Origin of the sequence: Paenibacillus chungangensis, from assembly GCF_042675905.1 — a bacterium.
Lineage (GTDB): Bacteria > Bacillota > Bacilli > Paenibacillales > Paenibacillaceae > Pristimantibacillus > Pristimantibacillus chungangensis.
The window spans coordinates 17,315-40,627 of the sequence record NZ_JBHTJZ010000068.1 but is presented as its reverse complement, the minus strand read 5'-3'; the positions used below and the strand labels follow the sequence as shown (position 1 = coordinate 40,627).

General features: G+C 54.3%; 16 protein-coding genes. 15 read left to right on the top strand and 1 reads right to left on the bottom strand.

What is annotated here, in order from left to right:
- The first annotated feature begins 51 nt into the window (after positions 1 to 51).
- The 8 genes from ACFQ2I_RS21305 (at position 52) to argH (ending at position 9,468) form a co-directional block, all read left to right on the top strand.
- Positions 52 to 906, top strand: a complete 855-nt coding sequence (locus ACFQ2I_RS21305) for a DeoR/GlpR family DNA-binding transcription regulator (RefSeq protein WP_377567870.1) — start codon at positions 52 to 54, stop codon at positions 904 to 906.
- A gap of 479 nt (positions 907 to 1,385) precedes the next feature.
- Positions 1,386 to 2,435: an N-acetyl-gamma-glutamyl-phosphate reductase gene (gene argC, locus ACFQ2I_RS21300; RefSeq protein WP_377567868.1), complete on the top strand. Its 1,050-nt coding sequence runs from the start codon at positions 1,386 to 1,388 to the stop codon at positions 2,433 to 2,435.
- Positions 2,436 to 2,455: 20 nt separating this feature from the next.
- Positions 2,456 to 3,697 (top strand): bifunctional ornithine acetyltransferase/N-acetylglutamate synthase, encoded by a 1,242-nt coding sequence (gene argJ, locus ACFQ2I_RS21295; protein ID WP_377567866.1) that lies wholly within the window; start codon positions 2,456 to 2,458, stop codon positions 3,695 to 3,697.
- Positions 3,698 to 3,725: 28 nt separating this feature from the next.
- Positions 3,726 to 4,529 carry an acetylglutamate kinase gene (argB, locus tag ACFQ2I_RS21290; RefSeq protein ID WP_377567864.1) on the top strand — a complete coding sequence of 268 codons (804 nt, stop codon included), beginning with the start codon at positions 3,726 to 3,728 and terminating at the stop codon, positions 4,527 to 4,529.
- Positions 4,526 to 5,716, top strand: a complete 1,191-nt coding sequence (locus ACFQ2I_RS21285) for an acetylornithine transaminase (protein ID WP_377567862.1) — start codon at positions 4,526 to 4,528, stop codon at positions 5,714 to 5,716. Before argB ends, ACFQ2I_RS21285 begins: the two co-directional genes overlap by 4 nt.
- A gap of 13 nt (positions 5,717 to 5,729) precedes the next feature.
- Positions 5,730 to 6,686: an ornithine carbamoyltransferase gene (argF, locus tag ACFQ2I_RS21280; RefSeq protein ID WP_377567860.1), complete on the top strand. Its 957-nt coding sequence runs from the start codon at positions 5,730 to 5,732 to the stop codon at positions 6,684 to 6,686.
- Positions 6,687 to 6,727: 41 nt separating this feature from the next.
- A complete protein-coding gene (locus tag ACFQ2I_RS21275; protein WP_377567858.1) occupies positions 6,728 to 7,960 on the top strand; it encodes an argininosuccinate synthase in 1,233 nt (410 codons plus the stop codon).
- Positions 7,961 to 8,052: 92 nt separating this feature from the next.
- Positions 8,053 to 9,468, top strand: coding sequence for an argininosuccinate lyase (gene argH, locus ACFQ2I_RS21270; RefSeq protein WP_377567856.1), 1,416 nt, complete (start codon positions 8,053 to 8,055; stop codon positions 9,466 to 9,468).
- Positions 9,469 to 10,425: 957 nt separating this feature from the next.
- Here argH and ACFQ2I_RS21265 read toward each other — a convergent pair.
- Entirely contained in the window at positions 10,426 to 11,814 is a 1,389-nt protein-coding gene (locus ACFQ2I_RS21265; RefSeq protein WP_377567854.1) for a VanW family protein, read from the bottom strand.
- A gap of 250 nt (positions 11,815 to 12,064) precedes the next feature.
- On the opposite strand from ACFQ2I_RS21265, the gene ftsE reads away from it, so the two are divergent.
- The 7 genes from ftsE to uvrA all read left to right on the top strand — a co-directional run bounded on the left by ftsE (position 12,065) and on the right by uvrA (position 23,145).
- Positions 12,065 to 12,751 carry a cell division ATP-binding protein FtsE gene (gene ftsE, locus ACFQ2I_RS21260; RefSeq protein ID WP_377567852.1) on the top strand — a complete coding sequence of 229 codons (687 nt, stop codon included), beginning with the start codon at positions 12,065 to 12,067 and terminating at the stop codon, positions 12,749 to 12,751.
- Positions 12,741 to 13,658, top strand: coding sequence for a permease-like cell division protein FtsX (gene ftsX / locus ACFQ2I_RS21255; RefSeq protein WP_377567850.1), 918 nt, complete (start codon positions 12,741 to 12,743; stop codon positions 13,656 to 13,658). The genes ftsE and ftsX overlap by 11 nt, the downstream gene beginning before the upstream one ends.
- A gap of 9 nt (positions 13,659 to 13,667) precedes the next feature.
- Entirely contained in the window at positions 13,668 to 14,882 is a 1,215-nt protein-coding gene (locus ACFQ2I_RS21250) for a murein hydrolase activator EnvC family protein (RefSeq protein ID WP_377567848.1), read from the top strand.
- 185 nt (positions 14,883 to 15,067) lie between these two features.
- Positions 15,068 to 16,528 carry a S41 family peptidase gene (locus ACFQ2I_RS21245; protein WP_377567846.1) on the top strand — a complete coding sequence of 487 codons (1,461 nt, stop codon included), beginning with the start codon at positions 15,068 to 15,070 and terminating at the stop codon, positions 16,526 to 16,528.
- A 110-nt stretch (positions 16,529 to 16,638) separates the two neighbouring features.
- On the top strand, positions 16,639 to 18,012 hold the full coding sequence (locus ACFQ2I_RS21240; protein ID WP_377567844.1) for a PDZ domain-containing protein: 1,374 nt from the start codon (positions 16,639 to 16,641) through the stop codon (positions 18,010 to 18,012).
- 240 nt (positions 18,013 to 18,252) lie between these two features.
- Entirely contained in the window at positions 18,253 to 20,241 is a 1,989-nt protein-coding gene (gene uvrB / locus ACFQ2I_RS21235) for an excinuclease ABC subunit UvrB (protein ID WP_377567913.1), read from the top strand.
- Positions 20,242 to 20,259: 18 nt separating this feature from the next.
- A complete protein-coding gene (gene uvrA / locus ACFQ2I_RS21230) occupies positions 20,260 to 23,145 on the top strand; it encodes an excinuclease ABC subunit UvrA (protein WP_377567842.1) in 2,886 nt (961 codons plus the stop codon).
- Positions 23,146 to 23,313: the final 168 nt, after the last annotated feature.

The following is a 23,313-nucleotide window of genomic DNA, read 5'->3' as shown; positions in this document are numbered from 1 at the left end:
AGCGGCATGGTCCACGTTGAATGAAGCCAGTTCCTGCAAGATGGAGACTGCATGCTGGTCGGAGTTGATCTGAGCTTCAGAGCGGGCGATAATGGAAAGAGACAGAATGAGGATAATCGGAGGCCGCAGGGGATGAAAGGGAACACATCGAAATTAAATGACAGGCAGCAGCAAATGCTGGATCACATTACTCGCGAAGGCGAGCTTAGAGTGTCCGATCTGAAGGAGACTTACGGTGTTACGGAGATGACAATTCGCCGTGATCTGGAGCGGCTGGAGGATACCGGCGCTGTTAAGCGGACATTCGGTGGAGTTATCTTCGTGGGGAAGGATATCGCCTTGCAGGAACGGACGGGGTTGTTGATCGAGGAGAAAGCTCGCATCGGCCGTCATGCGGCTTCGCTCGTTCAGCCCGGGGAATCGATCTTCATCGACGGAGGCACGACCACGGCGCAGATCGCCCGCTATCTGGAGCCGAACAGGAATGTGACCGTTGTGACGAATGCGCTGAATGTGGTGATGGAGCTGTCCGGCAAGGGCATGCCTGTGCTGATGACGGGCGGCATGCATGTGGAGGCGACCAATTCGCTTGTCGGTCCTATAGCGGCGGGGATGCTGGCCGGCATGGCTTTCGACCGGGTATTTCTGGGCGCTACAGGCGTCAGTGCCGAGCATGGCTTCAGCAATTCCAACATTTATGAAGCGGAAATCAAGCGGATTGCGATTAGTCAAGCGAAGGAGAGCAATGTCGTCATAGACCATACGAAGTTTGGAGCGAGCGTGCTCATCTCCTTCGCTCCGCTCTCCGGCGTGCAACGAATCATCACGGATGCGATGCCGAATGATGAACTCGCTCTCGTGTGCCGCGAACGGGATGTGCTGTTGGAGATTGCTGCTGAGAAGTAAGGATGAACGTTTAGAATTACATATACGTTTTGAGCCTTCCTTCGGGAAGGCTTTTTTTTGCATTAGAAAAGGATGCGAATGGGTAGCCGCAGGCAATGTGACCTTGGTTAGAGGAAGGAAAGAGTGGGATTGGTGAGCTGCAGGCGATGTGACCTCGGCTGCAATGCGGAATAGGTGTGCGGAACGTCGCAAGGTGGCGTTATCCTTGTAAAGGTGCTTTCTGAGAGAATAAATCTCCACGCATTATGCATTGTATTATTATAAATACGAATGTATAATAATACAATGCTAACTCGTATTTCATTCGTCTCATTGTTGATGTAAAATAAGGTGTTGTAGGACGGGTGTCCTGAAATGCAAAGAAGACCGCGTGAACACGGTCGAATATACATAAGCATGTATTTCTATTCAGAAGAGAAGTCCAGGAATAGGCAGATAGAAAAGCTTCATCTACTAATCAGACAGAAGGAGAGGATCGCATGAGCAACAAAACGGGAATTGCAATCGTCGGTTCGACAGGCTATGGCGGCGTGGAATTAATTCGTCTGCTGGCTTCTCATCCACAGGTGGAAGTAACCTCCGTCATCTCCTCTTCCAGCGCAGGGACGCCGATAACGGACGGCTATCCGCATCTTGCGGGCATTCGGGAAGAGCTGCTGGACGATGTGGAGCCCGCGAAGATAAAGGAGAAGGCGGATATCGTCTTCCTGGCCACTCCGGCAGGCGTGGCGTCGAAGCTGGCGCCGCAATACCTTGAGGCGGGACTGAAGGTGATCGACTTGTCTGGCGATTACCGGCTGAAGTCGCCCCAGTTGTATGAGCAGTGGTATGGCAAGCCCGCAGCGGGTAAGGCTTACTTGGAGCAGGCCGTATTCGGGCTTGCGGAAATATACGGCGACAACGTGCGCGGAGCATCGTTCGTATCCAATCCAGGCTGCTATCCGACAGCTACGCTGCTTGGTCTGGTGCCCGCAGTGAAAGCGGGCTGGATTGACCCGGCGTCTATTATAATAGATGCAAAATCAGGTGTCTCCGGGGCTGGCAGAGGGGCATCTCTAGGGACTCATTATTCCGAATTGAACGAGAATTTCAAAGCTTACAAGGTGAACAAGCATCAGCATATTCCGGAGATTGAGATGGTGCTTGGCGATGCGGCAGGGGTACCGGTCGTCACGACGTTCACCACGCATCTCGTGCCGATGACGCGCGGCATCATGTCCACGATGTACGCGACGATTCAGGGCGACCGCAGCTTGAGCGATTTTATTGGGCTGTATAAGCAGTTTTATGAGGGGCGCTCCTTCGTGCGCATTCGTCCGGAGGGACAATGGCCGGCTACGAAGGAAGTATGGGGCTCTAACTATTGCGATATCGGATTTGCAGTGGATGAACGGACGAATCGGGTCACGATTGTGTCCGTGATCGACAACCTGGTGAAGGGCGCTGCAGGGCAGGCAATTCAGAATATGAACGTCATGATGGGATGGGATGAGACGCTAGGTCTGCAGTTCGTCCCGGCATATCCATAACGAAGGGGAAACGATCCATAATGGGACAGGAACAAATTCATCAACCGTTTCAGCTTGTGGCCGACGGCTCCATTACGACGCCTCAAGGATTTCGGGCGGGCGGGCTGCATTGCGGCTTGAAAAAAACGACGCGCTATGATCTGGGAGCGATCGTATGCGAGGTGCCGGCAGCAGCGGCAGGCGTGTATACGACGAATGTCTTTCAAGCGGCTCCGCTCAAGGTGACCCGGGAGAGCATCGGAGCAGACGGCATGCTGCGCGCCGTGCTGGTGAACAGCGGTAATGCCAATGCTTGCACAGGCAAGCAAGGCGAGGCGGATGCCTATGAGATGCGCGCGCGGTTCGCCGAAGCAATCAGCGTATCGGCTGATCAAGTGGCAGTGGCTTCTACAGGCGTAATCGGCGAGAACCTGCGGATGGACAAAGTGCGTGATGGCATCGACAGGCTTCCTGCCGGCATGAATGCGACGGCGGAAGGCGCAGATGATTTTTGCCAGGCGATTCTGACAACCGATCTGGTGCAGAAGATGGTATGCGTCAAGCTGGAGCTGGACGGACGTACCGTTCATGTGGCAGGCGCTGCCAAGGGCTCCGGCATGATTCATCCCAATATGGCGACAATGCTCGGCTTCGTCACGACGGATGCCTGTATCGGCGGCGAAGCGCTGCAAGGGCTGCTGCGCCGGGCGACGGACCTGACCTTCAATATGATTACAGTAGATGGCGACACCAGCACGAATGATATGCTCGTCGCAATGGCGAGCGGTCTGGCGGGCAATGACGAGTTGACGAGCGAGCACAAGGACTGGGCTGCGTTCGAGGCGGCACTGCGCTATGTGTGCGAGGTGCTGGCCAAGGCGATCGCAAGAGACGGCGAAGGCGCCACCAAGCTGGTGGAGGTAAAGGTGCGCGGCGCCGTGAGCGACGAGTCGGCCAGTGCAATTGCCAAGACGATCGTAGGTTCGTCGCTTGTGAAGTCGGCAGCGTTCGGGGCGGATGCGAATTGGGGACGCATTATTGCGGCGGCAGGCCGTGCGGGTGAACCGATCAATCCCGATACGGTAGACATCGCCATTGGCGATATTGTAACGTTGACGCAATCGCGACCGGTCGTATTCGACGAAGAGGTGGCGTTGGAATATTTGAAGGGTGATACGATTCATATCTACGTGGACCTGCATATGGCTGACGGCGAGGCGACGGCGTGGGGCTGCGACTTGACTTACGATTACGTCCGCATTAATGCGGCATATCGGACATAGCGGGAAGACGGTGGAGGTTGAAGAGATAATGGAACAACGGTTTGTCATGAAGTGCGGCGGAAGCACGCTGGCGGCGCTGCCGGACGAATTCTTCCGGGAGTTGAAGGAGCTTCAGCAAGACGGCGTAAAGCCGGTGATTGTGCATGGCGGCGGACCTGCGATCTCGGAGTCGCTGACGAAGCTGGGTATCGCTTCGGAATTCGTGAACGGGCTGCGTGTCACAAGCGACGAAGTGCTGGACGTGGTGGAGATGGTGCTGGCTGGCGCAATCAACGGAGAGATTGTCCGCAAAATTATGCAAAGCGGAGCGGACGCCCTAGGCTTGTCCGGAGTGGACGGCGGATTAATTACAGCTGCGCCGGTAGAGAACGCAGATGAGATCGGCTTCGTGGGCGATGTGACGGATGTGAAGGCTTCTCTGATCGAGGGCGTTATGGCGATGAATTACATTCCCGTTATTGCTCCGATCGGGATCGACGCTTCGGGTCAGCGCTATAATATTAACGCCGATACGGCTGCGGGCGCGGTTGCCAGCCATCTGGGCGTGGAGCGCATGATCGTCGTAACCGACGTGCCGGGCATAATGAAGGAGATTGACGGCGAGAAGCGGGTGCTTCCGTCGGTAACGGATGCTGAGATCGAAGAGATGATCGCCAGCGGGGACATCTACGGCGGCATGATTCCGAAGGTGCGCGCAGCGATGAAGTGCATTCACGGCCAAGTGAAAGAGGTCGTTATCGTGAGCGGTCAGGAGCCTGGCGTGCTTACGCGCGCGGTGCGAGAAGGCGGCGTCGGCACACGGATTATGGCAAGCGAAGGAGGAGCGTCATGAGCGAGATGAAGACAGTATCGGCGACGGAATCGCTGTTGCCTACGTATGCCCGCTATCCCATTGCGCTTGTGAAGGGCGAGGGCAGCTGGCTGTGGGATGACAAGGGCAACAAGTACTTGGATTTCATGAGCGGCATCGCGGTAACGAATCTGGGGCATGCCCCGCAGCGCGTGAAGGAAGCGCTTGTACAGCAGCTGGATCAGCTGTGGCATGTATCTAATCTGTTCCAAATCCCGAATCAGGCGGAGGCAGCCAAGCTGCTGACGGACAACAGCTGCGGCGATGCGGTGTTCTTCTGCAACTCGGGAGCGGAAGCGAACGAAGCCGCGATCAAGCTGGCTAGAAGGTATCATCAGCTGGTGAAGGGCAATGGACGGTATGAGATCATTACGTTCCATCAGTCTTTCCATGGCCGTACGCTGGCTACATTGACGGCGACGGGACAAGCGAAGGTGAAGGAAGGCTTCGCGCCGCTGCCGGAGGGCTTCACGCACTTGCCGCTGCATGACTTCGCGGCGCTGGAAGCGGCGGTCAGCGACAAGACGGCGGCGATTATGATGGAGCTGGTGCAGGGGGAAGGCGGCGTGAACCCCGTAGACCCGGCCTATGTACAGCAAGTGAAGGCGCTGTGCGAGCGGAACGGCATCCTGCTGATTATAGATGAAATTCAGACGGGAATGGGACGAACAGGCAAGCTGTTCGCCCATGAGCATTACGGCATCGAGCCGGATATCTTCACTTTGGCGAAGGGACTAGGAAGCGGCTTCCCGGTAGGTGCTATGGTGGCGAAGGAAGAGCTGCGCGAAGCGTTCAGCGCCGGCAGCCACGGCTCCACCTTCGGCGGAACGCCGATCTCTACGGCGGTCGTGAAGGCGACAGTGGAGACGATTGTCGGCGAGGGGCTGTCCCAGCGGGCGGCGGAGCAGGGTGAATACCTGGTGTCGCAGCTGCGGGAGAAGCTGGCGGACGCTCCTTTTGTCCAGGAAGTAAGAGGGCTTGGCCTTCTCGTCGGCATTCAGTGCGCCGGGCCGGTGGCCGGCTTGCTGACGGAAGCGCAGAAGCGCGGATTGCTGGTCATATCCGCGGGACCGGAAGTGGTGAGGCTGTTGCCTAACCTGCTGGTGACGCGTGAGGAGATAGATGTAGCAGTGGCTATACTAGAGGAGTTATTGAAGGCTTCGAACTGAAGGGAGATATACCATGCACACAATTAAAGAAGAGCTGGCGCAGAGCATGAAGGGACGCGACTTCCTCATGCTGGTGGATTTCAAGAAAGAAGAGCTGCAATACCTGATCGATCTGGCGATCGACCTGAAGGCGAAGCAGAAGGCCGGCGAGACGCATCATCTGTTGAAGGGCAAGACGCTGGGTATGATCTTCGAGAAGTCATCCACCCGTACCCGCGTATCGTTCGAGGTCGGCATGTATCAGCTGGGCGGGCAAGGGCTGTTCCTCAGCAGCAACGATCTGCAGATTGGCCGCGGCGAGACGATCTGGGATACAGCTCAGACGCTGTCGCGCTACCTGGACGGCATCATGATTCGAACCTTCGCACACCGCAAGGTAGTGGAGCTGGCTAGAGGGGCGACGATTCCGGTCATTAACGGCCTGACGGATCTGTCCCATCCCTGCCAGGCATTGGCCGACTTCCAGACAATCTATGAGAAGAAGGGGCGCCTGGAGGGGCTGAAGATGGCATATATCGGTGACGGCAACAATATGGTTCACTCTCTGATGATGGGCGCCGCTAAGCTTGGCATGGACATGTCCATCGCGTCGCCGGAAGGCTACGAGCCGGATTCTGACATCGTGAAGCAGACGATGGCGAACGCGGCGGAGACGGGCTCCCGTCTGGAAGTGGTGCGCGATCCGAGGGAAGCGATTGCCGATGCCGACATTGTCTACACCGATGTGTGGGCCAGCATGGGGCAGGAAGAGGAGCAGAAGGAACGCGAGGCAGCATTCGCCAATTATCAGGTGAATGAAGAGCTGACGAAGCTCGCCAAGGCGGATTACCTGTTCATGCATTGCCTGCCGGCGCATCGCGGCGAAGAAGTGAGCGAGGGCGTTATCGACGGCGATCACTCAATCATTTTCGATCAGGCGGAGAACCGTCTGCATGCGCAGAAAGCGATTATGGCGGCGATAATGTCCTAAGCAATCACTATATATAAAAAATAGAGAAGGGAAGTTGGCCCATGGCTAAGCAAAAAATAGTTCTCGCCTATTCCGGCGGGCTGGATACATCGGTCATTCTGAAATGGCTAAAGGAAACATACGATGCCGAGATTATCGCATTCACAGCAGATATCGGCCAGAAGGATGAACTGGACGGATTGGAAGAAAAGGCGCTGGCTACCGGCGCTTCCAAAGTGTATATCGACGATCTGCGCGCGGAGTTCGCACAAGATTTCATCTATCCCATGTTCCAGTCAGGCGCGCTCTATGAAGGGCAATACTTGCTGGGCACTTCCATCGCCCGGCCGCTGATTGCGAAGCGGATGGTGGAGATTGCCCGCGCGGAAGGCGCGACGGCGATCGCCCATGGCGCGACAGGCAAAGGCAACGACCAGGTTCGCTTCGAGCTGAACGCTGCGGCGCTTGCGCCGGAGATTAGCGTCATTGCGCCTTGGCGTCTGGAGTCGTTCCGCGACCAGTTCCCGGGACGGGCGGAGATGATCGCTTACGCGGAGAAGCATGGCATTCCGGTAACGGCATCCGCGGCCAAGCCTTATTCTACGGACCGCAATCTGCTGCATATCAGCTTCGAGAGCGGTATGCTGGAGGATCCTTGGTTCGATGCCAGCTCCGAAGAGAATGAAGACATGTATGTGTTGAGTGTATCTCCAGAGCGCGCACCGGACGAGGCGGAATATGTAGAGTTGACGTTCCTGCAGGGTAATTGTACGGCGATCAACGGCGTAGAGGTAAATCCGCTGGAAGCGATGGAGATGCTGAACGAGCTGGGCGGCAAGCACGGCATCGGCCGTGTCGATATGGTGGAGAACCGCTTCGTCGGCATGAAGAGCCGAGGTGTATACGAGACGCCGGGCGGCACGATTCTGTTCACCGCTCATCGCAAGATGGAGTCGCTGACGATGGACCGCGAGGTGATGCATCTGCGTGATTCCCTGATCGCGAAGTACAGCCAGCTTGTGTATAACGGCTTCTGGTTCGCGCCGGAGCGTCTGGCGTTGCAGGCGCTGGTAACGGAGTCGCAGAAGAATGTGACAGGCGTCGTCCGCTTGAAGCTGTACAAGGGCAATGTGATCGGAGCTGGCGTACAGAGCCCGGTCAGCCTGTACAACCCCGACATTGCGACAATGGAGGCTGATCCTTCTCAGGCCTACGATCAAGGCGATGCGGCAGGCTTCATCGCGCTGAACGCATTGCGTCTGAAGGTATCGTCGGGCGTGGAGCAAAACAAATAATATAGAGCGGATAAAGGCGGAAGCTTGCAGGGATAACATCATGTCCATAGGCAAGCTTCCGTCCCTTGCATCCGGAAGGGAGAGCTAGACCAGTGAGTAAATTATGGGGCGGTCGGTTTACAAAGAAGACAGATCAGCTGGTGGAGGAGTATACGGCTTCCATCATGTTCGACAAGGAGATGGCGGAGGAGGATATTCAGGGCAGTCTGGCTCATGTGACGATGCTGGGCAAGCAAGGCATCCTGTCCGATGATGACGTTGATAAAATCAAGGACGGTTTGCACCGCGTGCTGCAGCGTATCAAGCGCAACGATATCGAATTCACGATCGGCGATGAAGATATTCATATGAATATCGAGAAGTCGCTTATTGACGATGTCGGCTCTGTCGGCGGAAAGCTGCATACGGGACGCAGCCGCAATGATCAGGTGGCGACGGACATGCATCTGTGGCTTCGCAAGCGCGTCGTCGAGTTCGTAGACATGCTGCATAAGCTGCAATTCGCGCTGGTCGAACAGGCGAAGGCGAATACGGACACGATTCTGCCGGGTTATACGCATCTGCAGCGCGCGCAGCCGATTCTGTTCGCACATCACTTGATGGCTTATGTGTCCATGATCGGCCGGGACATCGAGCGGCTGCAGGACAGCTACAAGCGGATCAATGTGCTGCCGCTGGGCGCTGGCGCACTGGCCGGCACGACGTTCCCGATCGATCGTCACTTCGTGGCGGAGCAGTTAAAGTTCGATGCGGTGTACGAGAATAGCCTGGATGCCGTAAGCGACCGCGACTTCATCCTGGAGTTTCTGTCGCACGCCTCCATCATTATGATGCATCTGTCCCGTCTCAGCGAAGAGCTGATCATGTGGTCCAGCACAGAATTCAACTTCGTGGAGCTCGATGACGCCTTCTGTACCGGCAGCAGCATTATGCCGCAGAAGAAGAACCCGGACGTGCCGGAGCTGGTGCGCGGCAAGACGGGGCGTGTATACGGCAACTTGTTCGGCCTGCTCACGGTGCTGAAGTCCCTTCCGCTTGCCTACAACAAGGATATGCAGGAAGACAAGGAAGGCATGTTCGATACGGTAGCGACGCTGCAGGGCGCCCTGCAGCTGTTCGCGCCTATGATTGCGACGATGAAGGTGAACAAGGAACAGATGCGCAAGGCCGTCAATCAGGACTTCTCCAATGCGACTGATATTGCCGACTTCCTGGTCGGCAAGGGCATGCCTTTCCGTCAGGCGCATGAGGTTATCGGCAAGACGGTGCTGTACTGCATCGAGCAGAACAAGTATTTGCTGGATCTGACACTGGACGAGTTCAAACAGTTCTCCAAGCTGTTCGACGATAGCATCTACGCTATTTTGCAGCCGGAGCAGGTCGTGAACGCTCGCAACGTATACGGCGGCACGGGCAAGGCGCAAGTCGAAGCGGCGATTGGCCGGGCGGATGAGGCGCTGGCGCAGACGGCGTCCTGGATTGCGGAGTATATGGAGCGCAGCCGTTAAACCATTAATCAAGCTAAGCTAATAGTATAGCAAGCAAGAAAGAAAGAAAGAAAGAAAGCCCCTTACTGCTTCCGGGATGGTATCGCACCGTCCTTCGGAAGTGTGGAGGGGCTTTTCTGTAAAAATAATATATAAAATTCGAGTTGAAGACCCGTAGCTAGTGGATAGACTCGAAGTAGTGTATGTGGCCTACGCTGTAGCGTCTGGGAGGCGGATTTGAGTCGAAGTAGTGTATGTGTCCAACACTAGAGCGTCGAGGGAAGGCGTCCATGCTTAAATAGTGTATGTCGCCAACACTGGAGAGATGGAAATGCGAATATAAGTAGATTTAGTGTAGGAATCCTACACTGGAGCGTCGAAAAGGAGCATTCACAGCAAGAGAGTAGGAGGCCGCTAGGTGTTTTTCTCATGAACATTCAACTGGATTTTATGCCGTTATTTTTAGTGAATTGCACCTAATACTTATAATGACTGGATTTGATGCTATAAAATCGACCGATGAGCTATTGTCTGTTTTGAGCTGATGTAACTGTACGTTTTCCATTTAGAGAGAGCGTAAGCTTTGATTTCAACTTCAATAAGTACAGAAAATCCAGTTAGTAGCAGATATTGTAGAAAACTTATTGGCAGGCGCAGTAGCAGGCATCGAAGAAAACTGAGTAGCAGTCGTGTAGAAGGTGTAGTGGAAAACTTAGTAGCAGTTTTAGTAGCAGGGTTAGTAGCTAGCATTAGTAGAAGACTTAGACTGCAGAGATTGCATTTCTCCCCCCGTACCCCCCCCGTTTTCAACACACACTAGTAGATAGCTACCGGAATTAGAGCCGGGCTGAATGGCGGACTATCTCATTTTTTGAGATACGGATTATGAAAGACTAACTTGCAGCCAAGCTGATTACGCATCTTCAACTTGCTTCGCTCATCCCAATGCTCCTGTCGCAGACACTGCGGATAAAAACATTAATCGTTGGTGCTGATTACAGCTGGTCCCACTTCCACAATAGCGGACTGCGCTCGATACGTGTCTCGGGAGATGCGCTCACGAGATATCACCTCTTCGTCCCGGAGCAACGTGCGGTAGGTATCCACCACATAGCCTTGCTTGCCTTGTTCCTTCACAACCCTGCTCCCGGGAGTCAGCGTCTCGTTAACGAATTGCTTCACTTCCGGTGCGATCGTACGCACGGTCTTCGAGTCGATCTCGTAGCGTTCATTCTCAGGCATCGTGCCGAACAGCTTGACGGTGAGCTGGCGATCCTTTACTTCCGTGCGGATAATCAGATGCTTGCCCGTGGAATTGCGGAATTTGAAGTCGATGGCGTCCGTCGCATAGGTGGCGTCGTGACCTAGCGGTAAGTAAGCGACGGGCAGCGAGTGGTTGCGACGCTCGACGATGTCAAGTCCTGCTCTCAGCACCGCCTGATACAAGGTGCTTGATACCTGGCAGATACCGCCGCCGATGCCCGGCACCAGGCGCCCGTTCAAGATGACGGGGGCTTCTTGGTATTGATGGTGCTCCTCCGTCAAGTGAATCAGCTCGCTATAGGAGAATATCTCGTCAGGAGCCAGATGCCAGTCGTGCAGCGTCTCCGCAGTCACTGTAATGTTATGCGCCCTTCCTTCGCTGCTTGTAGCGAAGCTTGTCGTGAAGGATATGATTTTGCGAGCGACGCCTTCATCCTGCAGCTTCTCCAGCGTCGTCTCCGGTTCAACGACCGCGACGGGCAGCTCGGCCCGGAACACCTTCCGCTCCACATGCGCCACGCCACCTTGCTCCTTCTCGATCATCCACCCGCTCACAGCGCGAACCAATTCCGCCGTCTCCAGTCTGAAAGCATTGCGATGAATCTCATAGCGTACTTCATCTTCTTCCGTGATGAAGCGTGCCGCATTCGCAGGCTCGCTCTCCTCGATCCAGCCCCACTGCTTGCGCAGTGCATTCTCGAACAACTCCTGCTTCCAAGACTGCGACAACTCGAATGTGCTTGGGAATCGGTAGCGATACTTTGCGCGCTCCAGAAGATCCCCCTCTCTCAGCCTTAACAAGGCCGCCTTCAGCTCCAGGAATTGCGCTCTGTATCCCAGCTCCGATGCCAGCTTTATATACCGATCGCTTGCTGGTCCCGTGCCCTGTATGTCGATTGTACGTGCCATTAGGGCGTCCTCGTAGTCTTCGGCGAGTTGAATAGCTGCGTCAATTTCTAATCCGCCGATGGGGATATGGCCGGCCAGTACGCCCGGAGGCACAGTGTCCTGCCTGGCATACTGCCACAGCAGCGCCCAGCCGATAGCAGCAGCCAGCAGCAGCAGCGACAGCACAGCGATAATCGTGATGCGCCATATTTTCATTTCCGATAACAACATCCTTTCAGTGTTCAATTTTACATATATATGCAGATCGCATCGCTACCTTTCCAATCCGTACAGAGCGACGAGAATGGCGGAATGCCGAAGAAAATTCGACAAAGTGCTGAAACATTAGAATTGTGAAAAAAGATGAAACAATGCTCTTGTTGAAGGAATTAGCAAGACGCTGTCGAAATAGTAAAACTGGCTATACATACGTACAGCTTCAACTTCATACAGGATGTGATATCGCGTGATCGAGATGCAAGACATATGGAAGACTTACGCAGACGGAACGCATGCGCTTCGCGGTGTTTCAGTTTGTATAGATCGCAATGAATTCGTTTATCTCGTCGGTCCGTCCGGCGCAGGGAAATCAACGTTTATGAAGCTTATATATCGGGAGGAAGTGCCTACGAAGGGGCAAATCTCGGTGAACGGCTTTAATATAGGCAAGCTGAAGGCACGCAAAATTCCATACGTCCGAAGAAACATCGGAGTCATATTCCAGGACTTTCGTCTTCTGCCGAAGCTCACGGTGTATGATAATGTCGCTTTCGCGATGGAGGTAATTGAAGCGCCGCGCCGCATTATGAAGAAGCGGGTGATGGAGGTGCTGGACCTTGTCGGATTGAAGCACAAGCATAGCAGTCTGCCGTCGCAGCTGTCCGGCGGTGAGCAGCAGCGCGTGTCGATTGCCCGGGCAATAGTGAATAATCCGTCGGTTATTGTAGCGGATGAGCCGACAGGGAATCTGGACCCCGACACTTCGCTCGATATCATGAATCTGCTGGAGGAGATCAATTTCCGAGGCACGACCATCGTCATGGCTACACACAACAAGGAAATCGTCAATTCGATGCGCAAGCGGGTCATCGCGATCGAGAACGGCAATATCGTGCGCGACGAAGCAAGAGGGGAGTACGGTTATGAAGCTTAGTACGATCCTCCGTCATATACGTGAAGGTGCCAAGAGTACGATTCGCAACGGCTGGATGACATTCGCCTCCATGAGCTCTATATTCATTTCGCTGTTGATATTAGGCATATTCGTGCTGATGGCGATGAATGTCAACTATATGGCCGACCAGATTGAGAGCAGGGTGCAGATTCGGGTCTATCTGGAATCCAATGTGGATGCGGCGAAGGAGCAGGAACTGCAGAATAAGATCGGCAACATCACGGAAGTGAGTAAAGTCACCTACGTCTCCAAGCAAGAAGGACTGCAGATGCTCCGCGATTCCATGGGCGAAGAAAACAAGGACTGGTTGGAGGGCTACACCGAAGAGAACAATCCGTTGCCGGTATCCTTCACCGTAGAAGTCTACGACCCGCAGACGGTAGAGACGGTTGCGAAGCGGATTCAGGAGATTAACGATGCGGACGGCACAGCGCCGATCTTCCGGATCAAATACGGGCAAGGAACGGTGGAGACGCTGTTCAAAATTACAAATGCAGTGCGCAATGTCGGGTTCGTCATCGTCATCGGACTTGGCGTAACCGCGATGCTGCTTATATCGAACACGATCAAAATGACCATTATTAATAGAAGCAGAGAGATTAGCATCATGAAGCTGGTAGGCGCGACGAACGCGTTTATCCGGTGGCCGTTTTTCATCGAGGGAGCCTTGATCGGGGTGATCAGCTCCGCATTAACGGCCGCCGCAGTGCTTGTGGGCTACGGACAATTGATCCAGTACGCCCAGTTGGATTTGTCGCTCATGCTCATCCAGATGGTTCCGCTATCTGAAGCGTGGCCGCTGACGGCGGGCTTGATTATGATTATCGGCACACTGATCGGCATTTGGGGCAGTACCATCTCCGTACGAAAATACTTGAAGGTGTAGGAGGGTCACATGAAGAAACTGAACGCAATCGTCTTAGCTGCCGCTATGTTTACGGTCTTCACGCTTCATCCCGCTGGAAGTGAAGCGGCCTCTCTATCGGAAATCAATAAAGATATCAATAAAGTAGATAGTGAAATAAGAAATGCAGAGCATGAGGCTGCCCATACGAGTCAGCAAATCAAGCTGACCGAAAAGGAAATGAATGAGCTTCGGTCCAGAACGAACAAGCTGGAGAAGGAAATCAAGCAGCTGATGGCAGAAATCAATTCTGTCGTAGCCAAGAAGGTAGATACAGAGGGGAAGAAAGCCGCCAAGCAGGGAGAGATCGATCAGACCGCTGTTGAGCTGGATGAGGCCATTCTTCGAGTGGAAGAACGGGATGCGATGCTGCAAAAGCGCATGAAAATTATGTATACGAACGGGGCTGTCTCTTATCTGGAAGTGCTCCTTAGTTCGAAGAGCTTCACAGACTTCCTGGATCGATTCGACGCGCTGCAGACGATACTGAGCTCCGATCGCAGAATTCTGGACGAACATAAACGCGACCAGAAGCTAGTAGAGGAGAAGAAGGCGGAACAGGAGAATCAATACGCCGAACTGCAAGAGCTTGTCTATGAGCTGGAGCTGCAGGAAGCAGATCTTCATAACAAAGAAAAAGACAAAGAAGTGATGATGGCCAGCTACAACGAGAACTTGATGAAGCTGGGCGAGACGCTAGAAGAGCTGGAGCAGATCAGCGAGGAACAAGAAAAGATGCTGTTGGATCTCGCAGGTAAAAAATCGAAGCTGATCGCAGAGAAAAACCGCATTCAAAATCCATACTCCGGAGGCAAGCTGGGCATGCCGATCGGCAGTAATTATCGCGTCACCTCCAGCTTTGGCATGCGGATTCATCCCATTACCGGCAAGAAAAAGCAGCATAACGGTACGGACTTCGGAGCGCCGTCAGGCACCCCTATCTACGCGGCTGAAGACGGAATCGTACTCGTCTCCAAGTTCATGGACGGCTTTGGCAATGTCATTATCATTGATCATGGCAACGGACTATGGACGTTGTATGCACACATCCGTCACGGCGGATTGCTGGTCGATGAAGGCGATGCCGTCAAGCGGGGCGATCAGATTGCGGAGGTAGGCAATACGGGCAACTCTACCGGCCCCCATCTCCACTTTGAAGTACGTAAGGATCAAGTGCCAGTCAATCCGGGCGGGTATTTGAAATAAGTGATTTTCAGGCAGCCAGCAGACCGTTGGCTGCCCTTGTTCTACAGGAAGCTTCAAGAGAACCGGCATTGGTTTTGTGGTAAGCGGTAACAGGTAACTTTCTAATAAATGTCTGTCTACTGTCATATACTAATGCGGTGTTGTGTTGGATGTGTCAGTCGGAATGAGATAAGGTGGTGGGCAAGGTGAACTTCAAGGGACGTACAGTGCTAGCCATAGTGCTATTGACGATGATGGGATCTGTCCTGATTACATTATCCGTGGCGGATCAATGGGACGGCGAGATGAAGCAGGCCTCAAGCGGATCAGTAGTAGCAGCAGCTGACAACGGCGGACAATATGTATTGAAGAAGCAAGAGCTGGCCAAGCTGAATGCCGTCATGGAGCTGATTGAGACCAAGTATTATGAGGAAGTGGATCGGGAAGAGCTCATTGACGGCGCGGTGGAAGGGATAATGAGCGCCTTGAAAGATCCTTACTCCGTCTATATGGAGGAGGAGACGGCGACGCACTTCTCGGAATCCATTGAAGGCTCCTTCTCCGGGATCGGCGCCGAAGTGACAATCGAGAACGGAAGAATCGTAATCGTATCGCCGATTAAGGGATCTCCTGCGGAGCAAGCGGGCTTGCACGCCAAAGATATTCTTATGTCTGTGAACGGAGAAAGCATGGAAGGGCTTAGCTTGCAGGAAGCCGTTATGAAAATCCGTGGGCCCAAGGGAACAAAGGTGAAGCTCGAGGTACAGCGGGGCGGCTTCAGCGAACCGTTGCAAATCGCGGTCATTCGAGATGATATCGCGATTGAGACGGTATATGCTACTCTGAAGGAGGATGGCGTCGGCGTAATCGAGATACGCCAGTTCTCGCTCAATACGGCCAAGCGATTCAAAGAAGAGTTGAAGAGGCTGGAGCGAGAAGGGATGACCGGACTCGTGCTTGATGTGCGCAACAATCCTGGCGGTGTATTGCCAGTCGTCGTCGAGATCGCTCAGATGATGATGAAGGAAGACGCTACGGTTGTGCAGGTGGAAGGACGCGATGGAGAACGCAACGGCACGCTGGCCAAAGGTGGAGAGAAGAAGTCCTATCCGATAGCCGTACTGATCAATAAAGGAAGCGCCAGCGCATCAGAGATACTGGCCAGCTCCTTGCAGGAAGCAGCTGGAGCGAAGGTTGTCGGCGAGCGTTCGTTCGGCAAGGGGACGGTCCAAGTAAGCTATAATAAGGCGCTTGGAGACGGCAGTCTGATCAAAATGACGATTGCCAAATGGTTGACGCCGAACGGCAACTGGATCCATGAGAAAGGCGTTCAGCCGGATATTACAGTCGCTCCCCCAGAGATATACAATGTGGCGAGAATGTCAAGGGAGGCTGCGCTGAAGCGCGACCAGCTGAACGAATCGATCCGCAGCGCCCAAATTATGCTGGAGGGACTTGGCTACAAGCCCAATCGGGATGACGGCTACTTTAGCTCCGACACGGAAGAAGCCGTACGGAAGTTCCAATCGGAGCGAAAATTGGCGGTAACCGGGGAGATTGACGAGCATACTGCGCAGGCGTTGGAGAAGGCGGTTGTCGATTGGCTTCGTGACAAGGACAATGACGTTCAGCTGCAGAAAGCGATTGAAGCGGTAAGCAGGAAATGACGGAAATGCGTCGAACATATAAAAGGTTGGCTTTGTTCAGCAAAGCCAACCTTTTCTGTTTTCTTTTCCTATGGTTTTCAAGCGTGACATGCCTGAAGGGAGTGTTTCCATTGGAGATAGCGTCTGCGATGCTGAATATGTTCGGAAGAGCTGTTGCGGGACTCCTGATGCAGCCCTTTTATTATATTGCCGTGCTTTTCATCATTTTGCAATATACTCGTCAAATGACGATGGAGCGGAAGTTATTCGCTGTGAAGCTGCGCGATTGGAAGCTGCTTGCGTTTAAGGCGCTTGCAGCCGGTCTTGCCGTAGGTGTTGCGGTCTCGGCAGCGGGCGCATTTATCGGCGCATCGATTACTAGCTACGCGGTAGTATGGCTGTGGTCGGTTGCGCTTGTATTGGTGTTATTTCGCATTCGTTACTTATGCTTCGCCTATAGTGCCGGGATCATAACGCTGCTGCAGTGGGCACTGGGCTTCACGGATTGGGCGGAGAGAGACGGGCTGACAGGTTCGATGCTCGCCACATTGGCGGACATTGACGCCGCGGGGCTGCTCTTGCTCGTGGCACTGCTTCATATGGCGGAAGCGTTCCTGGTAAGATGGCAAGGTGACAAGCTGGCCAGTCCGCTGTTCCTAGAGGGGAAGAGAGGTAAGCTTGTGGGCGGATACATGCTGCAAGGATTCTGGCCGGTTCCGCTGTTCCTGCTGGTTCCGCTGTCGGGAAGCGCGGGTGAAGCGGCAGGCTATTCTGCACAGCCTCTGCCATGGGGTACACTGTTCGGCGCTGACTGGTCCCATGGATGGACGATCGCTGCGCTGCCGTTGGTCATCGGTTTCACGGAGATGACGCGTGCGCAGCTTCCGCAGCAGAAGGCGAAGCATGCGGCGGGAGGACTGCTTGTGTATAGTGTGCTACTGGGAAGTGCGGCACTCGCTGCCTTTTGGCTGCCTGCTCTGCTTCCACTGGCTGCCCTACTGTCCATTGTTCTGCATGAGGCGCTCGTCTGGCGCAGTGCGTCCGCAGAGGCGAAGCTGCCGCCCAAGTTCGTTCATGACACGCGCGGCCTTTGTATACTGGGGATCGTGCCGGGTACTCCTGCAGATGAGATGGGATTAGCCGCTGGCGAGATTATTCATAAAGTGAACGGAACGACAGTAAGCACGAGGGAACAATTGTATGCGGCGCTTGTCCAGAATTCTGCTTTCTGCAAGCTGGAGGCATACAATCTGGAAGGCGAGCTCAAATTCCTTCAACGTGCTCGTTATGCAGGAGAGCATCACCAGCTTGGCGTCATTCTTGCGCCGGATGAACGGGCGGACTATTATATGGAGAGAGGTCCTTCTTCCTTGCTGGAGCTGCTGCGAAGGAAGCGGACTGCCAACAAGCGAGCAGTGTTGAATGCGGGGGGAGATAGGAAGAGTGGTGCGGACCCGGAGCAACTGGCGACTACTCAGCGCAATTCGAAAGACCGAAATATGTAGATTATGCTCTAGCAACTGCCACGCAAGCGGAATGGACTTGTCTGGCAGTTTTTCAATTTTCTACGACGGAACAACCATTGCATGGCCGGAGGGATAACGTTATAATAAGTCTCATGGGAACAGACATTCTTATTTATAAGGATGTGCTTGAGCGGACTGAACAATGACTATACTGAAGCTATATAGAGGAATGCTGAAAGTCAGGCACAACGAAGCGGAGGGGGATATGCAGTGAGGGGAATGGAACGTGATGCCAGACTGTTCCAACTGAAGTCGGAGTACAAGCCGCAAGGCGACCAGCCTGGAGCGATCGAGAAGCTCGTTGAAGGCGTGACGGAAGGGAAGCGACACCAGACGTTGCTGGGAGCGACCGGAACGGGCAAGACGTATACGATTGCCAATACGATCGCGAGGCTGAATAGGCCGACGCTTGTCATTGCCCATAACAAGACGCTGGCGGCGCAGCTATGCAGCGAATTCAAGTCGTTCTTCCCGGACAATGCGGTAGAGTACTTCGTCAGCTACTACGATTATTATCAGCCGGAAGCGTACATCCCTTCCACAGATACGTTCATCGAGAAGGATAGCAGCATCAACGATGAGATCGACAAGCTGCGGCATTCCGCGACGAGCGCACTGTTCGAGCGTCGCGACGTCATTATCGTAGCCAGCGTATCGTGCATATACGGCTTAGGCTCGCCGATGGAGTACGGCAGCCTGGTGCTATCGTTGCGAACGGGGATGGAGAAGTCGCGGGACGATATTCTTCATAAGCTCGTGGATATCCAATATCAGCGCAATGACATCAGCTTCACACGAGGGACGTTCCGCGTGCGGGGGGACATTGTGGAGATATTCCCCGTCTCCAATAATGAGCGAGCGGTCAGAGTGGAGTTGTTCGGCGACGAGATCGAACGTATCTCGGAGATCGACGTTCTGACCGGAGAGATACTGGGGGAGCGCGAGCATATTGCGATCTTCCCGGCTTCCCACTTCGTCACGCAGGAGGAGACGATGAAGAGGGCCATCGTTAATATTGAGCGTGAGCTGGAGGAGCGGTTGGCGGAGCTGCGCGAAGAGAACAAGCTGCTGGAAGCGCAGCGTCTGGAGCAGCGCACACGTTACGATCTGGAGATGATGGCGGAGATGGGCTTCTGCTCCGGCATCGAGAACTACTCCGGTCCGCTTACTTTCCGGGAACGGGGGGCAACGCCGTATACGCTGCTGGATTACTTTCCGGAGGATATGCTGGTCGTTATCGATGAGTCGCATGTTACCTTGCCTCAGATCCGCGCGATGTTCAACGGAGACAAGGCGCGCAAGGAAGTGCTCGTCAATCACGGCTTCCGGCTGCCGTCGGCGATGGACAATCGGCCGCTGCGCTTCGAAGAATTCGAAGGAAAGACGAAGCAGTTGGTCTATGTATCGGCTACACCGGGCCCCTATGAGCTGGAGCATTGTCCGATCATGGTGGAGCAGATTATTCGTCCGACGGGTCTGCTGGACCCTGTTATCGACGTTCGCCCCACGAAGGGTCAGATCGACGATCTGCTTGTTGAGATAAGAGACCGAATCGACAAGGATGAGCGGGTGCTGATTACGACGCTGACGAAGAAGATGGCGGAGGACTTGACAGACTATTTCAAGGAGATCGGTATCAAGGTTCGGTATTTACATTCCGATATCAAGACGCTGGAACGACTTGCGATATTGCGCGATTTGCGTCTTGGCGTATTCCACGTGCTCATCGGCATCAATCTGCTGCGAGAAGGATTGGACTTGCCGGAGGTGTCGCTCGTCGCCATTCTGGATGCGGACAAGGAGGGCTTCCTGCGCTCTGATCGCTCGCTTATCCAGACGATTGGCAGGGCTGCACGCAATAGCCAGGGCAGAGTGATTATGTACGCTGACCGTATTACAGATTCCATGGATCGTGCCATCAAGGAGACAGAGCGCCGTCGCGGCATGCAGATCGAATTCAATGAGAAGCACGGCATTACGCCTCAGACGATTCGCAAGCAAGTGCACGCTGTTATTGAAGCCACCAAGGTAGCGGAGCAGAAGGCGGATTATCTTGCAGGCTCAGACACCGGCAAGATGTCGAAGAAGGATCGCCTGACGTTGATCGGGCGGCTGGAGGCAGAGATGAAGGAAGCGGCGAAGAGCTTGCAGTTTGAACGCGCTGCTGAGCTGCGTGACGCGCTGTTGGAGCTTCGTGCAGAGTTGTGAAAGTAGGAGGAGAAGGCTTTGGGTAGTGACAAGATTGTAGTAAAGGGTGCAAGAGCCCACAATTTGAAAAATATTGACGTAACTATTCCCCGCGACAAGTTCGTCGTGCTGACGGGGCTAAGCGGGTCGGGCAAGTCTTCCCTGGCGTTCGATACCATCTATGCGGAAGGCCAGCGCAGGTACGTTGAGTCGCTCAGCGCATATGCGCGGCAGTTCCTGGGGCAGATGGAGAAGCCGGATGTGGATTCCATCGACGGCTTGTCCCCGGCGATCTCGATCGATCAGAAGACGACGAGCCGCAATCCCCGCTCTACCGTCGGTACGGTAACGGAAATATACGATTACTTGCGGCTGCTGTTCGCCCGAGTAGGAAGGCCTCACTGCCCTCAGCACGGCATTCAGATCTCGTCGCAGACGGTGCAGCAGATGGTGGACCGCATTATGGAGTATCCGGAGCGCACGAAGCTGCAGATTATGGCTCCCGTCGTGTCGGGTCGCAAGGGGGAGCATACGAAGCTGCTGACGGACATTGGTAAGCAGGGCTTCGTGCGTGTGCGTGTGAACGGCGAGCTTCGGGAGCTCAGCGAGAAGATAGAGCTGGAGAAGAATAAGAAGCACAGTATTGAAGTGGTCGTTGACCGCCTCGTCGTCAAGCCGGACATTCATGCGCGGCTCGCGGATTCGCTGGAGACGGCGCTTAATCTCGCGGACGGTCGTGTGCTCGTCGATGTGATGGGGGAGGAGGAGTTGCTATTCAGCTCCAATCTGGCTTGTCCGGAATGCGGCTTCAGCATGGAAGAGCTGGCTCCCCGCATGTTCTCTTTCAACAGCCCTTATGGCGCCTGTCCCGATTGTGACGGGCTTGGCGCGCGCATGATTGTCGATCCAGACTTGCTCGTGCCAGATATGAGCAAGTCGATTAAAGAAGGAGCGTTCCTGGCCTGGGCCGGAAGCACATCTAATTACTACCCGCAATTCCTTAGCGCGGTCTGCAAGCATTACGGCATATCGGAGGACGTTCCTGTATCGGAATTGTCGCCAGAGCAGATGAAGAAGCTGCTGCAGGGCACCGGCGGTGAGAGAGTACGCTTCCTCTATGAGAATGATTTCGGACTCCGTAAGGAGGCGTACGTTCCGTTCGAAGGCATCATCAACAACTTGGAGAGGCGATACCGGGATACGGCGTCGGAGATGATGAGAGAGCATATTGAAGGTTATATGAGCTCCAAGCCATGCGCTTCCTGCAAGGGAGATCGGCTCCGCAAGGAGAGTCTTGCCGTCATGGTGGGCTCCAGCAATATCGCCTATGTGACTTCGTTGTCGATAGGAGATGCCAGCCGCTTCTTCGACGGCTTGCAGCTGACGAAGAAGGAAGAGACGATTGCCCACTTAATCTTGAAGGAGATTAACAGCCGGCTCGGATTTCTTGTCAATGTCGGCTTGGAGTATCTGACGCTGAACCGGGCTGCAGGCACCTTGTCAGGCGGGGAAGCGCAGCGTATCCGACTGGCGACGCAGATCGGCTCCAGTCTGATGGGCGTGCTGTACATTCTGGATGAGCCCAGCATCGGCCTTCATCAGCGGGACAACGACCGACTGATCCAGACGTTGGAGCATATGCGCGATCTGGGCAATACGCTGATCGTCGTGGAGCATGACGAAGATACGATGCTGGCAGCGGATTACATTATTGATATAGGACCTGGGGCAGGCATTCATGGCGGTCAAGTGATCGCGCAAGGCTCACCTCAGCAAGTGATGAACGATGAAGCATCCTTAACGGGGCAATATCTGTCAGGACGGAAGTTCATCGAGGTGCCGTTGCAGCGTCGTGCGACAGGCGACAAATGGCTGGAGGTGCGCGGCGCCAAGGAGAATAATCTGCGGAACATTAACGTGAAGATTCCGCTGGGCGTCTTCTCAGCGGTAACAGGCGTATCGGGCTCCGGCAAGTCTACATTCGTCAATGAGATTCTGTACAAGACGCTGGCTCGCGACTTGAACAAGGCGAAGACCCGCCCGGGACAATACCGCGAGCTGCGCGGGCTGGAGCATCTGGAGAAGGTGGTCGATATCGACCAGTCTCCGATCGGACGCACGCCGCGCTCCAATCCGGCTACCTATACCGGCGTCTTCGACGATATCCGTGATCTGTATGCCAGTACGAACGAAGCGAAGGTAAGAGGCTACAAGAAGGGCAGATTCAGCTTCAATGTGAAGGGTGGCCGATGCGAAGCTTGTCGCGGCGACGGCATTATCAAGATCGAGATGCACTTCCTGCCGGATGTATATGTGCCATGCGAGATATGCAAGGGCAAGCGTTACAATCGCGAGACGCTGGAAGTAAGGTATAAGGGCAAAAATATTGCCGAAGTGTTGGAGATGACGATTGAGGACGGATGCTCCTTCTTCGAGAATATCCCCCGCATTCACCGCAAAATTAAAACTTTGCTGGATGTCGGTCTCGGCTATATGCGGCTGGGGCAATCCGCTACGACACTGTCGGGCGGCGAGGCGCAGCGTGTGAAGCTGGCTTCGGAGCTATATCGGCGCAGCACTGGCAAGACGTTGTATATATTGGATGAGCCTACGACAGGCTTGCATGTCGACGATATTGACAGGTTACTGACGGTGCTGCATCGATTGGTGGATTCCGGAGAGTCTGTACTGGTCATCGAGCATAATCTGGATGTGATCAAGACAGCTGATTATCTGATCGACTTGGGACCGGAAGGCGGCAGCGGCGGCGGCACAATCGTCGCGACGGGATTGCCGGAGCAGGTGGCAGAGGTGGAAGGTTCCTACACTGGCCGGTATTTGAAGCCGATATTGGAGCGCGATCGCGAGCGGACGGAGAAGCGGTATGCCGGAAGGGAGAGCGTTGCGGCCGGAACGGAGCATTAGTAGCTCGCTCCCGCTTATCGGGCTCATAAGATTGGGAACAGTTGGACAAAGTAATAGCATGAAAATGTGAACAACCGGTGACAAAGTTGTTACGATAGCCACTTCTGTCTTGCATTGAATGCGTAATCAAGCTACCATAGATGAATAATAGGCTACGTGTGATTAAGA

Bases quoted from the DNA above. Each gene is read 5' to 3' on its own strand.
- uvrB (WP_377567913.1), top strand. From the start codon at position 18,253: ATGGAACGTGATGCCAGACTGTTCCAACTGAAGTCGGAGTACAAGCCG.
- argF (WP_377567860.1), top strand. From the start codon at position 5,730: ATGCACACAATTAAAGAAGAGCTGGCGCAGAGCATGAAGGGACGCGAC.
- argJ (WP_377567866.1), top strand. From the start codon at position 2,456: ATGGGACAGGAACAAATTCATCAACCGTTTCAGCTTGTGGCCGACGGC.
- ACFQ2I_RS21265 (WP_377567854.1), bottom strand. From the start codon at position 11,814: ATGAAAATATGGCGCATCACGATTATCGCTGTGCTGTCGCTGCTGCTG.
- ACFQ2I_RS21305 (WP_377567870.1), top strand. From the start codon at position 52: ATGCTGGTCGGAGTTGATCTGAGCTTCAGAGCGGGCGATAATGGAAAG.
- ACFQ2I_RS21285 (WP_377567862.1), top strand. From the start codon at position 4,526: ATGAGCGAGATGAAGACAGTATCGGCGACGGAATCGCTGTTGCCTACG.
- ftsX (WP_377567850.1), top strand. From the start codon at position 12,741: ATGAAGCTTAGTACGATCCTCCGTCATATACGTGAAGGTGCCAAGAGT.
- ACFQ2I_RS21250 (WP_377567848.1), top strand. From the start codon at position 13,668: ATGAAGAAACTGAACGCAATCGTCTTAGCTGCCGCTATGTTTACGGTC.
- argB (WP_377567864.1), top strand. From the start codon at position 3,726: ATGGAACAACGGTTTGTCATGAAGTGCGGCGGAAGCACGCTGGCGGCG.
- ACFQ2I_RS21275 (WP_377567858.1), top strand. From the start codon at position 6,728: ATGGCTAAGCAAAAAATAGTTCTCGCCTATTCCGGCGGGCTGGATACA.
- argC (WP_377567868.1), top strand. From the start codon at position 1,386: ATGAGCAACAAAACGGGAATTGCAATCGTCGGTTCGACAGGCTATGGC.